Origin of the sequence: Nocardia sp. CA-119907 (genome assembly GCF_050955995.1) — a bacterium.
Classification (GTDB): Bacteria; Actinomycetota; Actinomycetes; order Mycobacteriales; family Mycobacteriaceae; genus Nocardia.
In genome coordinates, this window is sequence record NZ_CP192091.1 from 8,559,664 (window position 1) to 8,572,397 (window position 12,734).

13 protein-coding genes are annotated in these 12,734 nt (G+C 66.8%); 6 read left to right on the forward strand and 7 right to left on the reverse strand.

All coding sequences use genetic code 11. The features are described from left to right. Positions 1 to 87: 87 nt before the first annotated feature. From tsaE to ACQP2D_RS38765, 4 genes are read right to left on the reverse strand one after another with little or no spacing between them, the layout of a single operon-like run. Positions 88 to 540 (reverse strand): tRNA (adenosine(37)-N6)-threonylcarbamoyltransferase complex ATPase subunit type 1 TsaE, encoded by a 453-nt coding sequence (gene tsaE / locus ACQP2D_RS38750; RefSeq protein ID WP_433680871.1) that lies wholly within the window; start codon positions 538 to 540, stop codon positions 88 to 90. Then, a complete protein-coding gene (locus ACQP2D_RS38755; RefSeq protein ID WP_433680872.1) occupies positions 533 to 1,609 on the reverse strand; it encodes an alpha/beta fold hydrolase in 1,077 nt (358 codons plus the stop codon). Before ACQP2D_RS38755 ends, tsaE begins: the two co-directional genes overlap by 8 nt. Beyond that, positions 1,606 to 2,748 (reverse strand): alanine racemase, encoded by a 1,143-nt coding sequence (gene alr / locus ACQP2D_RS38760; protein ID WP_433680873.1) that lies wholly within the window; start codon positions 2,746 to 2,748, stop codon positions 1,606 to 1,608. The genes ACQP2D_RS38755 and alr overlap by 4 nt, the downstream gene beginning before the upstream one ends. Positions 2,749 to 2,799: 51 nt before the next feature. Further along, a complete protein-coding gene (locus ACQP2D_RS38765; protein WP_433680874.1) occupies positions 2,800 to 4,311 on the reverse strand; it encodes an NAD(P)H-hydrate dehydratase in 1,512 nt (503 codons plus the stop codon). A 130-nt stretch (positions 4,312 to 4,441) separates the two neighbouring features. On the opposite strand from ACQP2D_RS38765, the gene ACQP2D_RS38770 reads away from it, so the two are divergent. Further along, positions 4,442 to 4,867, forward strand: coding sequence for a cupredoxin domain-containing protein (locus tag ACQP2D_RS38770; RefSeq protein WP_433680875.1), 426 nt, complete (start codon positions 4,442 to 4,444; stop codon positions 4,865 to 4,867). A gap of 422 nt (positions 4,868 to 5,289) precedes the next feature. Here ACQP2D_RS38770 and ACQP2D_RS38775 read toward each other — a convergent pair whose 3' ends face one another. After that, positions 5,290 to 5,772 carry a MarR family winged helix-turn-helix transcriptional regulator gene (locus ACQP2D_RS38775; protein WP_433680876.1) on the reverse strand — a complete coding sequence of 161 codons (483 nt, stop codon included), beginning with the start codon at positions 5,770 to 5,772 and terminating at the stop codon, positions 5,290 to 5,292. A 140-nt stretch (positions 5,773 to 5,912) separates the two neighbouring features. Here ACQP2D_RS38775 and ACQP2D_RS38780 point away from each other — a divergent pair, with 140 nt between their 5' ends. Next, on the forward strand, positions 5,913 to 7,106 hold the full coding sequence (locus ACQP2D_RS38780) for an MFS transporter (RefSeq protein WP_433680877.1): 1,194 nt from the start codon (positions 5,913 to 5,915) through the stop codon (positions 7,104 to 7,106). Positions 7,107 to 7,287: 181 nt separating this feature from the next. Here the strand turns inward: ACQP2D_RS38780 and glmS are convergent, their stop codons facing one another. Further along, positions 7,288 to 9,168: a glutamine--fructose-6-phosphate transaminase (isomerizing) gene (gene glmS / locus ACQP2D_RS38785; protein WP_433680878.1), complete on the reverse strand. Its 1,881-nt coding sequence runs from the start codon at positions 9,166 to 9,168 to the stop codon at positions 7,288 to 7,290. Positions 9,169 to 9,204: 36 nt separating this feature from the next. Between glmS and ACQP2D_RS38790 the strand changes: the two genes are divergently transcribed. Further along, complete coding sequence (locus ACQP2D_RS38790; protein WP_433680879.1) at positions 9,205 to 10,062, forward strand: dienelactone hydrolase family protein; 858 nt, start codon at positions 9,205 to 9,207, stop codon at positions 10,060 to 10,062. Between the two features lie 17 nt (positions 10,063 to 10,079). Here the strand turns inward: ACQP2D_RS38790 and ACQP2D_RS38795 are convergent, their stop codons facing one another. Then, the gene (locus tag ACQP2D_RS38795; RefSeq protein WP_433680880.1) at positions 10,080 to 10,235 is read right to left on the reverse strand and encodes a hypothetical protein; all 156 of its coding nucleotides are present in this window, start codon (positions 10,233 to 10,235) and stop codon (positions 10,080 to 10,082) included. Positions 10,236 to 10,442: 207 nt separating this feature from the next. Here ACQP2D_RS38795 and ACQP2D_RS38800 point away from each other — a divergent pair, with 207 nt between their 5' ends. From ACQP2D_RS38800 to ACQP2D_RS38810, 3 genes are all read left to right on the forward strand, one after another. Beyond that, a complete protein-coding gene (locus ACQP2D_RS38800) occupies positions 10,443 to 11,012 on the forward strand; it encodes a DUF3558 domain-containing protein (protein WP_433685896.1) in 570 nt (189 codons plus the stop codon). Between the two features lie 37 nt (positions 11,013 to 11,049). Then, the gene (locus tag ACQP2D_RS38805; protein WP_433680881.1) at positions 11,050 to 11,523 is read left to right on the forward strand and encodes a hypothetical protein; all 474 of its coding nucleotides are present in this window, start codon (positions 11,050 to 11,052) and stop codon (positions 11,521 to 11,523) included. Between the two features lie 135 nt (positions 11,524 to 11,658). Further along, the gene (locus ACQP2D_RS38810; protein ID WP_433680882.1) at positions 11,659 to 12,705 is read left to right on the forward strand and encodes a WXG100 family type VII secretion target; all 1,047 of its coding nucleotides are present in this window, start codon (positions 11,659 to 11,661) and stop codon (positions 12,703 to 12,705) included. Positions 12,706 to 12,734: the final 29 nt, after the last annotated feature.

Genomic DNA, 12,734 nt, shown 5'->3' on the forward strand with positions numbered 1-12,734 from the left:
TTGACCCAACGATACCGGGTGGTACCTGCGCGCGGTGCGGAGCTACTCGGTGGCTACACCACCGCGACGATCAGCGACGATCGCGGACTATCCGACCCATTCCCAGATCGCGGTGCGGACATCGGAATTCGGCTCGCGCGAGAGCAACACGTACAGATGCCGCTCGGCGAGGTGTTCCACAACACCCTTGCCCCACTCCACCACCACGACCGCCTGATGCAGATCGGTGTCGAGATCCAACGCGTCCAACTCGTCCAGGTCACCGCCGAGTCGATAGGCGTCCACATGCACCAGCGGCACCGGCTCGGCGCCGACGCGCGCCCCGGCGCGGTGCTGGCGGGCGATGATGAATGTCGGTGAGCTGACCCGGCCCTGCACGCCGAGTCCCTCGGCGATGCCGCGAGTCAGCGCGGTCTTGCCCGCGCCGAGGGGTCCGTCGAGCACCACCAGGTCACCCGCGACGAGTCCGGCGGCGAGTTCGCGACCGAAGGCCTCGGTATCGGCGACCGTGGGCAGGATCCGCTGATGCCGTTCAGCCACCGGCGACCTCCGAGGTTGATGGGGTGTGCTCGATGGCACCGGCGCGCACCAGTAGCCGGTCGAGCGCGGCGTTGACGATATCCGGGAATTGCAGGTGCGCCATATGCGCGGCGGCATCGAGGCGGATGAGTTCGCTATTGGGCAATTCGCGCGCCAGCGCCCGCGAATTGCGGAACGGGATGACGACATCGTGCGCGCCGCCGAGCACCAGCACCGGCAGATGCGCGAGTGTGGGCAGCGCCGCCGATTCGTCATGAAGTTCGAAGGTCTTGAGAAATTTCACGATCGTCTCGACGGGCGTGCGATCGATCATCAGCGTGGAGAAGCGCGAAAGGGTGGGACTCACGTGCCCGTGATATGAGCTGACATGCAGTATCGGCGTGATCACATGCCGAACGGTGCTGCGCCCGGCCTGCACCAGGGTGGGCGCGGTGTGCACGGCCAAACGGAAGCCGTCGACCGCGGGGTTGCGCAGGATCTGGGTAATGCCCGCCGAGGTGACCTCGGCCGCCGCGGTCGAGAGCAGGCCGATTCCGATCACTCGCGCCGCGAACAGCTCCGGGAATTGCGCGGCCGCGGCCAGCACCGCCATACCGCCGAGCGAATGACCGACCAGGGCCACCGGACCGGTCGGCGCGGTCGACTCGATGACGGCCGCCAGATCGCGACCGAGTTGGGCGACGGTACAGCTCCTGGTGGTCGGCGTGCCGGACCGGCCGTGGCCGCGCAGATCGAAGAAGACCAGGCGAACCCTTGGGCCCCAATGCTTTTCCAGATCGCGGCGCTGGAAGTGGAAGGTCTCCATGGTGTTGCAGAAGCCGTGTACAAAGATCACGGTGACCGGGGCGTCGCGCGGACCGCATTCCCTGGTGGCCAGACGTACACCGTCTTCGGTGAGCACCGCGCCGGAGCGGTCCTCGTCGAGCAGGTTGAAGTTCTCGTCGCGGTATTCATCGACACGGGCGGGCCAGAGCACCCGGGCGCCGATGCGCCGCAAGGTGTGTGCGCCCGCCAGCGCACCGACCACACCGGCGGTGGCCACGCCACCGACAACGGTGCGGTTTCTCATCTGGTACCCCCTCCTATATGGCGCCGGACCACTCGGCCGTGTGGTGCGCACACGACCTCATAGTGGATGGTGCCGAGCAGATCCGCCCAGTCCTGGGCCCGCGGTCGGTCCGCGCCGAACAGGATCGCGGTGTCGCCCTCGGTGACGCCCGCCGCGTTATCGCCCAGGTCGACGACGAATTGGTCCATGCAGACGCGACCGACACTGGGATGCAACGCACCGCCGAGCCACACCGAGAATCGGTTGCTCAACGGGCGGAACACGCCGTCGGCGTATCCGGCCGGAATGAGGGCGACGGTGGTGTCGTGCGGTGCGATCCACTGGTGGCCGTAGGAGACGCCTTCTCCGGCGGCGACCGGCTTCACCAATGCGACGCGGGCCTGGAAGGTCATCGCGGGCCGCAGGCCGAAGTCGCCGAGTTCGGGTATCGGGGTGAGGCCGTACATCGCAATGCCGGGGCGGACCATATCGAAGGCGAGATCCGGGCGGGTCACGGTGGCGGCCGAGTTGGCGAGGTGGACCAGCTCCGGTTCGAGACCGTATTCCTTGGCCGTGGCGATGGCATCGACGAACCGGTCGCGCTGAACGTCGAGGTAGGGGTGTTCCGGCTCGTCGGCATGGGCGAGATGGGAGAAGATCGCGCGCAACCGCACCACCTGCTCGTCCACCAGGGCGCGCAGCGCCGCGAGCACCGTCTGGTACTCGAGCGGCGCGACGCCGTTGCGATTGAGGCCGGTGTCGACCTTGAGCGAGACGATGGCGGTCCGGCCGGTGCCGCGTGCCGCCGCCTCGACGGCCCGCAGATGGGCCAGGGATGAGACGCCGATCTCGATATCGTGTTCGATCGCGGCACCGAAGTCGGCATCGGAATTATTGAGCCAACACAGAATCGGCGCGGTAATGCCCACCTCGCGCAATTGCACCGCCTCGGCGACCGTGGTGACCCCGAGTTCAGCGGCCCCGGCCGCCAGTGCGGCCCGGCCGACCTCGACAGCGCCGTGGTTGTAGCCGTCGGCCTTGACCACCGCCATCACCGCCGCATCTCCGGCGTATTCCCGCAGAATCCGCACGTTGTGGGCAATGGCATCCAGATCGACAACCGTCTCCACTTGCGCCTCCACGGCTACTGATCCTGCCATTCGCCATTACGCTCGCGCGAGGGCGTCGGTCACCGCCGGCACACCCCCGGGTCACCTGGCCGCGAGAGCACGCAGGATGCGGATGGCGGGGCGGAGGTGGTCGAGCAGGGGCGTCGCCGAGGTGGGGGCGGCTGACGGGTGGTTTTCGTGGGCGGCGAGGTTGGCGGCCAGGGCGTGAGCGCGGGCGGCGGCGGCCGCGGACCAGGCCGGATCGCGGCCCGCGGCGAGGAGGGCGCCGATAACGCCGGACAGGACGTCGCCCGCACCCGCCGTGGCGGCCCAGGAGCCGCCAGCCTCGTTGACGAGTACCGGGCGGCCCGGGGTGGCCACCAGGGTTGCGCGGCCTTTGAGCAGGACGGTGAGTTGCCAGGATTCGGCGAGGTCGCGTGCGGCGGATACCCGGTCCTGGCCGACCTCGTGTCCGGTCAGCCGGGCGAATTCACCGGCATGCGGGGTCAGTACGGTGGGGGCGGTGCGACCGAGGACCAGGTCGGGATCGGCGGCGAGCAGGGTGAGGCCGTCGGCGTCGACGACGACGGGAAGGTCGGTGGACAGGATTTCGGCGAGCCGTTTGCTGGCGTCGGCATCGGTACCGGCGCCGGGACCGAAAACCCAGGACTGGACTCGGCCGGTGGACGAGATGGTCGGGGCGGCAATGACTTCGGGGAAGTGGTCGAGTACCTCGGCCGCACCGGTTCCGGCATAGCGGACCATGCCCGAGGTGGCCGCGACGGCGGCGCCGGTGCACAGCACCGCGGCTCCGGGGTAGGCGGCACTGCCAGCGCAGATACCGGTGACACCCTGGGTGTACTTATCGTCGGTCGGGCCCGGGGTCGGCCATCCCGCACCGATCTCCGCTGGCTCCAAGGCCGCGAGATGCGGTTCCGGCAGTCGTAAACCGATGGGCACCAGCTCGATTCGTCCACAGTAGGGTGCGGCCAGGGCATGCACCGGCTTATAAGCGCCGAATGTGACAGTGACATCGGCGCGAACGGCGGGGCCGGTGACCGCGCCGGTATCCGGGCCCACTCCGCTGGGCAGGTCCGCCGCGATGAACGGAACATGCAGAGCGGCAACGAGTTCCGCGGCCTTCGGGCGCAGTGGCCCACGACCGGAGATGCCCACGATGCCATCGATCACCAGATCGGGTGCGTCCGAATCCGTTTCGTCCAGAATTGCCGTGCCGCGGCTCGATCCCGCAGCGTCACCCGAAGGCGACACCTCCGATGCGGTTCGGATCCTGCCGCCCGCCTTGCGCAGTGCGGCAAGGCCTTTCGAGTGGGCACGGTCCGGATTCAGCAGTACCGCTGTCACGGCGACACCGCGGCGGCGCAGCATTGATCCCGCCCAGAGCACGTCACCGCCGTTATCTCCCGAGCCGACGAGCAGCAGCACCGACCGGCCTGCGATGCCGCCGGTTCGCGCACGCAACTCACCCGCGACCACCGTCGCCAATCCGTAGGCCGCCCGGTGCATGGGCATGCCCTCGGGGACCCGGGTGAACAGCTCGGCCTCGGCCGTGCGCACTTCATCGACGGTGAAATAGCCCCGCTGGCTGGACATGAACGCTCGCCTCCACTGCATCGATCGGGCACTGCGATTCCGCTGGTGCGGGGCAGCGCCGTCGCGGTCGAACCGGCACCGCCATGGCGCCGCGCAGACCCGCACGGTCAGCAGACTACGCTTGGCCGTCATGCCGATGGTGCGCCGTGCGATGTCCACCCAGGTCGTAGCCGGGTTCGTCCTGGCGACGACGCTATTGCTATCGGGCTGCGGCTCCGGTGAAACAAAGTCACCCACCCCGACCAGCGCGGCGCAGTCGAGCGGCCAGGCACCCACTGCCAAGTCCGGCGATACGAAAACCGCCGCCGTCACCGTCGACATCGCCGATATGAAGTTCTCCCCCGCCGACGTCACCGTCAAGGTCGGCGAAACCGTGACCTGGAAGTTCAAGGACAGCGTGCCGCACACCGTGCAGGGCATCGGCGATAAGGCGATGGGCATCAACAGCCCGATCTTCGACCGGGGCCAATGGAGCTACACCTTTATCGCGCCCGGCACCTACCGCTACCTGTGTTCGCTACATCCCCAGATGCGCGGCACCGTCACCGTCGAGTAGCCCACCGACTCAGCGTCCGGGACTCCCACGCCGCCTACCGTGTTGGAGTTCATTGCCCCATGGCTGCGACCAGCGGCCGATACAAGGTCGACGATGGCCTCGCCGAGAACAACGGCACGATCACGTTCGCCCGACATCCCACCGGCTATGCGTGCGGAACTCGCACACCACGTGCCGCAATGAAGTTCATCGCCTCCACGACTGCGACCAGCAGCCAGTACAAGGTAGGCAGTGGCCGAGAACGGCGACACCATCACGTCGCTTCGCCCACACCCCACCGGCTAAGCGTGCGAGACTCGCACACCACGTGCCGCATTGAGGTTCATTGCCCCATGGCTGCGACCAGCGGCCGATACACGGTCGGCAGCGGCCCGGCCGAGAGCGACAGCACCATCACATCGCGTCGCCCGACGCCCCACTGGCTAAGCGTGCGGGACTCGCACACCATGTGCCGCATTGGAGTTCATCGCCTCCACCGCCGCGACCAGGGGGGCCAATTCAGGGTCGGCGGCGGCTTGACCGAGGGCGCTCGACAGGGCCTCGTCGTGGGTGGGGCGCGCTCGGGCCAGTAGTTCCAGGCCCGCGGGGGTGACATCGGTGTAGATGCCGCGGCGATCGTCGGGGCAGAGATAACGCTGCAGTAGGCCGCGGTCTTCGAGGCGGGTGACCAGCCGGGTCGTCGCGCTCTGACTCAGCACCACGGCTTCGGCGACCTGGTTCATGCGCAGATGCCCGCCGGGTCCGTCGTGCTGGCGGCTGAGCACGACGAGCAGTGAGTACTCCCGCACGCTGAGTTCGTGACCGGATTGCAGGGCGCGTTCGATATGCGCCTCGATCCGATCGTGCAGCAGTGACAGTGCGTACCAACCATCGGCCAGGCCGGTCAGGGCGGCATCCGCGGTCATGGCATTCCTTCTGCGTCGGGGCTCGTCCCCTCCAGGATAGATGACCGCCGCAATAGCCAGCGTTTGCAATTATCAAGCGTCTGCAATTATTGTTAGCGCCCGTAAAGCTCGGGCGCAACATCACGTGGAGGCTCATGCTCATGCCGCTCGCACTACTCGCCCTGACACTCGGGGCCTTCGGAATCGGCACCACCGAATTCGTCGTCGTCGGACTGCTCCCCGACATCGCCGACACCTACACGGTGTCGATCCCCACTGCGGGTCTGCTGGTCACCGGGTACGCACTCGGCGTGCTGGGCGGGGCGCCGATCATGACCGGACTCGGCACCCGAGTATCGCGCAAGCGCATGCTGCTGATCAGCCTGCTGCTGTTGATCGCGGGCAACATATTGTCCGCGCTCGCACCGACTTTCGACCTCATGCTGACCGGGCGCATCGTCGCCTCGCTGGCCCACGGCGCCTTCTTCGGCATCGGCTCGGTGGTCGCCGGAAATCTGGTGCGCCCGGACCGCAAGGCCGGTGCGATCGCCATGATGTTCACCGGACTCACCGTCGCGACCATTGTCGGTGTGCCGCTCGGCACCCTGCTCGGCCAGCAGTTCGGATGGCGGCTCACCTTCGGGCTCGTCGCACTGGTCGGTGCGGCCGGGCTGTTCGGCGTCGCCGCACTGGTGCCCGACCAGCCCGCACCGCACGATGCCCGCCTGCGTCACGAACTCGCCGTACTCGCCAACCCGCAGGTGCTGCTGGCCATGGCGATGACGGTGCTGGGCTTCGGCGGCGTCTTCGCCGCGATCACCTACCTCGCGCCGATGATGACCGAGGTCACCGGCTATGCGGAGAGTTCGGTCACCTGGCTGCTCGTCCTGTTCGGCACCGGCTTCTTCCTCGGCAATCTGATCGGCGGCAAATTCGCCGACCGGCATCTGATGCCGATGCTCTACACGACACTCGGCGGTCTCGCGCTGGTGCTCGCCCTGTTCACGCTGACGGCGCACAACAAAATCGCGGCCGCGATCACCGTCGTACTGATCGGCGCACTGGGCTTCGCGACCGTCCCACCGCTACAGAAGCGCGTCCTCGACCAGGCGGGATCGGCACCCACGCTGGCCTCGGCACTGAATATCGGCGCGTTCAACCTCGGCAATGCGGTTTCCGCGTGGCTCGGCGGTGTGGTGATCGCCGCGGGGTACGGGTACACCGCACCGAACTGGGTCGGTGTCGGCCTGGTCGTCAGTGCCGTCGGACTCGCGGCGCTGTCCGGCATCCTGGAGCGCCGGGCCGCCGAACGGGCGAGCGAGACCACCGAACCGCTGGTTGCCGCGCACTTCTGAGTACCCCGAACCGGCTGGCGGCGAGCCGGATCCGGCCGTGCGGTGCGCCCGGTCCAGGTCGAATCACGCAGTGCGGTCGTCGGCCGCGTCGTTCGAGGTCACGATTCGGCGGCCGTAGACGCGTCGGGTGGGCTCTGGCCGGGGCGTGGTCTTCCGGGGGCAGTACTCAGCCGCGAATCCGCTATTCGACCGTGACGGATTTGGCCAGGTTGCGCGGCTTATCGATGTCATAGCCGCGAGCCTGCGCCACTTCGGCCGCGAAGATCTGCAGCGGCACGGTGGACAGCAGCGGCTGGAACAGCGTTGGCGCCGAAGGGATTTCGATGAGGTCGTCGGCGAACGGCCGCACCGTGTCATCGCCCTCCTCGGCGATCACAATGGTGCGGGCGCCACGCGCCTGGATCTCCCGGATATTGCTGAGCAGCTTGGAGTGCAGCACCGCGCGTCCCTTGGGCGAGGGCATGACCACGATGACCGGCAGTCCCTGCTCGATCAGCGCGATCGGACCGTGCTTGAGCTCACCCGCCGCGAACCCCTCGGCGTGCATGTAGGCCAGTTCCTTGAGCTTGAGCGCACCCTCGAGGGCCACCGGGTAGCCGACGTGGCGGCCCAGGAACAGCACCGTCGGGACGTTCGCCAGTTCCCGGGCGATGGCGCGCACCTGTGGCGCGGTCTCCAGCACCTGCTGCACCAGCTGCGGCATCGCCTCGAGTTCGGCGAATTCGCGCGCCACCTCGTCCGGATACTTGGTGCCGCGGGCCTGCGCCAAGGCCAGTCCGACCAGATAGTTCGCCGCCACCTGCGCGAGGAAGGCCTTGGTGGACGCGACGCCGATCTCCGGTCCGGTCCGGGTGTAGAGCACCGCATCGGACTCGCGCGGAATCTGTGCGCCATTGGTATTGCAGATGGCCAGCACGCGCGCCTTCTGTTCCTTCGCGTGCCGCACCGCCTCGAGTGTGTCGGCGGTCTCGCCCGACTGCGAGATGGCCACCACCAGCGTCGAACGGTCCAACACCGGATCGCGGTAACGGAATTCGCTGGCCAGCTCCACCTCGACGGGCAGTCGCGTCCAGTGCTCGATCGCGTACTTGGCCAGCAGTCCGGCGTGATACGAGCTGCCGCATGCGACGACGAACACCTTGTCGAAGTCGCGCAGTTCCTGATCGGCGAGGCGCTGCTCGTCCAGCACGATCCGGCCACCGGCCTCGTCGTGGGTGAAGTGTCCGATCAGCGTGTCGGCGACACCGGCTGGCTGCTCCTCGATCTCCTTCAGCATGAAGAAGTCGTGGCCACCCTTCTCGGCGGCGGCCAGATCCCAGTCGATGGTGAACGGGCGGGTCCGCGCCAGTGCGTCGGTGCCCGCGAAATCGGTGACGGTGTAGCTGTCGGCGGTGATCACCACGGCTTGGTCCTGGCCGAGTTCGACGGCCTCGCGGGTGTGCTCGATGAATGCGGTGACATCGGAGGCGATGAACATCTCGCCCTTGCCGACTCCGACGACCAGCGGTGTCGAGCGGCGCGCGGCGACAATGACGTCCGGGTGGTCGGCATGGGCGAAGACCAGTGTGAAAGCGCCTTCGAGCCGACGCAGCACGGCCAGCGCGCTCGCGGCGAAGTCACCGGCGGTCGGACCCTCGGCGTACGCCCGCGCGACCAGGTGCACGGCGACCTCGGTATCGGTATCGCTGCCCAGCTCCACCCCGGCGTCCTCGAGCTCCCGGCGCAGCGGGGCGAAGTTCTCGATGATGCCGTTGTGCACCACGGCCACCTTGTTGGTGGTGTCGCGGTGCGGATGGGCATTGCGGTCGGTCGGCGCGCCGTGGGTGGCCCAGCGGGTATGCCCCATACCGGTGGTGCCGGCGAAGTGGCCGGTCCCGATTTCGGCGAGTTCGGCCTCGAGATTGGCCAGCTTGCCCGCCTTGCGTTCCACCGCCAACACGCCCGCGCCATCCAGGATCGCGACGCCCGCGGAGTCGTACCCTCGATATTCCATGCGGCGCAAAGCGTCAACGACAACGCCGAGGGCGTCCCGGTACCCGACGTACCCCACGATTCCGCACATGGCTCACCAGAGTACTTATCGGATAACGTTCACGTCGTGTCGGCGTCTGTGAAATCACTTCTGAGCACCCTGACCAGCCGGGGGCCCCACCGCGTACTGCGCGGCAATCTCGCCATCGCAGGTCAGCCCGGCGTGGTGTTCACCCCGGAGTCCGGACTGAGCCTGCCCGCGGTCGCGTTCGGCCACGGCTGGCTGACCGGCACCGCCAACTATCGCACCACCCTCGAACACCTGGCTTCCTGGGGTTTTGTGGTCGCGGCCCCCGATACCGAGCGCGGGCCGATTCCGTCACATCTCGGGCTGGCCACCGATCTGCTCACCACCCTGGATATCTGCACCAGCGTCCGGTTGGGTGACGGTGCCATCAGCGTGCATCCGGAACGGCTGGCCCTGGCCGGCCACGGGATGGGAGCCGGTGCGGCGGTCATCGCCGCCGGACAGCGCCGCGTCGCCGCGGTCGCCGCTCTCTACCCGGCGCCCACCGCGCCCTCCGCCGAGACCATCGCGCCCGATATCGATACGCCCGCGTTGGTGTTGGCGGGGTCCACCGATATCGAATCGGTCAGCTCGAATGCGATCCCGCTGGCCGCCGCTTGGGCCGGACCGGTGGTGTTGCGGGAGGTCGACGGGGCCTCGCACAACGGCATTGTCGAGGGGCGCCGGGCGCTCGTGGCACTGGGTGCCGGAAAGCATGAAGCCAAGACCACGCGGACCACACGCGCCATCTTGACCGGCTATCTGCTGCACAAACTTTTGCGCGACAAGACATATGCGGCATTCTCCGATCCGGAGGCGCTCATCCCGCACACCACGCCGGTCGATCCGGAAGCGCCGCCCGAGCAGGAGAAGCCGAAGCTCTCGGTCCTGCAAATCGCGCAGCTGTTGCGCAAGTAGCACGCTGGCGCGTTCGGTCAAGGGCATAGTCCATCGAGCGCGAGTTCGATGAACCGCCGCCAATCGCCGAACCCGTCACGACTGATCGTGGCCACCGCGCCGACGAGCATATAGAGGTCGGCGACGGTGGCGTCCGCGCGAATGCTGCCGTCGGCCCGACCGCGGACTGTCAACGGGCCGTGTGGGTTTCGGAGTTGTTCGCTCGGTTCCCCGGAGTTGGGCGATGGCAGGTGTCGACCGCGGACGACCTGTGGGAACTTGCTCGCTGGCCGCTTGCACGGTGGTCAACCGCTCGGTACGGTCGATCCAGCTGAATAGGGGGCGGGGAGCCGGTCCGGCCCTGTTCGATGTCATCGACATCCGGCGACCGGGAGGACCAGATGGTCAGCAGGGGGAAGCTCGTGGTTGCGTCCGCGTTCGCGGTTGGCGTTGTTGTGTTGGCGGGGTGTGGGTCGTCGACGGGCGGGGAGGCGAAGCCTGTGGCGTCGACTACAAGTGCAGCAGCGTCGTTGGCTGCTGATGCGCCGAGTAGTTACGACCCATGTAAGGACGTTCCGCAGGACGTGCTGGACTCGGAGAAGTTGCACGGCAAGGAGACCTTCACCAACAGCTCTAGCGGCGGAGTTCGGTGGGTTGGTTGTCAGTGGGTCCGGTCGAACGGCTACGGAGTGATCATCAGCACCACAAATCTCACCGTGGATATCACCCGCAGCCGCAACTTCCCGGAGACTACCGAGTTCACCATCAATGGCCGACGAGCGATCTCGACCCGCCAGTTCGACGGCCCGTACATCAAAGAAGCATGCACGGTGAACATCGAGATGAAGGGCGGCAGCCTCGACATAAACCTGAACAATCCGTCGTCGAGGAAGGAAACGGGCAGTATCGACTCGTGTGTGCTCGCAAGGGGTTTGGCGGAAAAGATCGTGCCGAGCCTGCCAGCCGCGTGAACGCTGATCCACAAACCGAATTGGGGGACCGACCGACATGACAAACGACGACAAAACCTCGCCGAGCCCACTGGCGAACCTGATCACCGAGGCCCGCGAGGGGCGGTTGACTGTGCGGATGGATCTCGAGAAGTTCGTCTATATCGACCGCGACTGCGAATATTTCAAAGACCAGATCCAGAAGATCCAGACGACGATGACCGCCATCTCTAGGCAAGACAAGTGGGATCTTGGTGAGCATTTCACCGCACAGGGGGATCGAGACCTGGTATCTGGCAAGACGATGGTCAGGCGCTGGCGGGACAAATCTCAGGGGTCGGAGAACAGCGTCTACGCGGTGATGGAGTCGCACTACAAGGTCATCGAAGACTTCCAGACCCTGTTTCGCACCGTTCGTGAACGCATTACCGGCATCGACACCGACCAGGCAGCCAAATACAAGGACCTAGAAACGAACCTGCCTCAGCAGGCTCCGGCCGCGCCGAAAATCTTCTCCTGGCCAGGTCTGTAAGAAAGGGGCGATCCGTTGTCCGGCAATGAGTCCACACAGATCCCCCCGAAGGGGGAGAACGTATTCCATTGGGAGCGTACCGAAATCGAGGAAGCGTTCAAACCGCTTGATCCTAAACCATCCCACGATGCGGCCATGACGTACTCCAACGTGGCAACCCAATGGGACCAGGGCCTGGAGACTTTCGCCCGTTCCGTCCAGGGCTCGATCGCCGAGGCTTGGGAAGGTTCGGCCGCCGACAAGGCCAAGGACGCGATCAACCGCTACGTCACCGACGCCCACAAACTGACTCCGCTGATCACGCAGGTGTCCAACGACATGCAGTCCGCCGCCGAGGGAGTCCGCGCCGTAGCCAACGGAATTCCGGAAGCCAACCACCATTCTTGGACCGCGAATGTCTGGCCGCCCCGCGCCCACGAGGAAGAGACCACCAAGAACGAGGCGACCGCCGGCGCCCGCAATGCCATGCTCACGAACTACGTGAACAAATTCGCCGAATTCGACAGCCGAGTCCCCGTGCTGCCCACCGCCCTCGACCCGACCAATCCACTCGACATCTCCGGACCGACCAAATCCGGTGGGAACGAACCGGGTTCGTCCGGCCCCGGCGGAACAGGAGGCCCCGGCACGACCGGCGGTCCGTCCACCCCGGGCGGCGAAAGTCCTGAGAAGACCGATGGCGGCAAGACCACCGAAGACCAGTCGTCCACGGACACCAACCCGACCGATACCACCACTAGTTCGACCAACCCGAGCAGCACGACGTCGACCACACCCACCACAACGACACCTACTACCCCGACCACAACGATGCCCAGCACCACAACAACCCCGAGTTCGACTCCGACCACCACGGGCTCGCCGGGCTTCCCGGGTAGTTCCACCTCGACGTCGCCGAGCCCGGGCCGCACCGTATCCGGCACCCCGGGCACGACTACGACCAATCCCGCTGCGGCCGCGGCCACTACATCCACCTCGACGACCGGACGTAGCGGAATGGGAATGGGCGGTATGGGCGCCGGTGCTGGCCGGGGCAAATCCGATGAGGACAGCACCCACCAGATACCGGACTACCTCATCAATGCCGCCAACGCCGAGGAACTGCTCGGCGAAATAGCAAGGACCGTCGAAGGTGGTGTGATCGGTGAAAATCCCGAATCGCCTCCGCCGGTACGCCCCTGATCGCGCTGAATCCGCTCCGGCTGTGCGCG

Bases quoted from the DNA above. Each gene is read 5' to 3' on its own strand.
- alr (WP_433680873.1), bottom strand. From the start codon at position 2,748: ATGGCAGGATCAGTAGCCGTGGAGGCGCAAGTGGAGACGGTTGTCGAT.
- ACQP2D_RS38805 (WP_433680881.1), top strand. From the start codon at position 11,050: ATGACAAACGACGACAAAACCTCGCCGAGCCCACTGGCGAACCTGATC.
- ACQP2D_RS38810 (WP_433680882.1), top strand. From the start codon at position 11,659: ATGACGTACTCCAACGTGGCAACCCAATGGGACCAGGGCCTGGAGACT.
- ACQP2D_RS38800 (WP_433685896.1), top strand. From the start codon at position 10,443: ATGGTCAGCAGGGGGAAGCTCGTGGTTGCGTCCGCGTTCGCGGTTGGC.
- ACQP2D_RS38765 (WP_433680874.1), bottom strand. From the start codon at position 4,311: ATGTCCAGCCAGCGGGGCTATTTCACCGTCGATGAAGTGCGCACGGCC.
- ACQP2D_RS38780 (WP_433680877.1), top strand. From the start codon at position 5,913: ATGCCGCTCGCACTACTCGCCCTGACACTCGGGGCCTTCGGAATCGGC.
- ACQP2D_RS38775 (WP_433680876.1), bottom strand. From the start codon at position 5,772: ATGACCGCGGATGCCGCCCTGACCGGCCTGGCCGATGGTTGGTACGCA.
- glmS (WP_433680878.1), bottom strand. From the start codon at position 9,168: ATGTGCGGAATCGTGGGGTACGTCGGGTACCGGGACGCCCTCGGCGTT.
- ACQP2D_RS38755 (WP_433680872.1), bottom strand. From the start codon at position 1,609: ATGAGAAACCGCACCGTTGTCGGTGGCGTGGCCACCGCCGGTGTGGTC.
- ACQP2D_RS38770 (WP_433680875.1), top strand. From the start codon at position 4,442: ATGCCGATGGTGCGCCGTGCGATGTCCACCCAGGTCGTAGCCGGGTTC.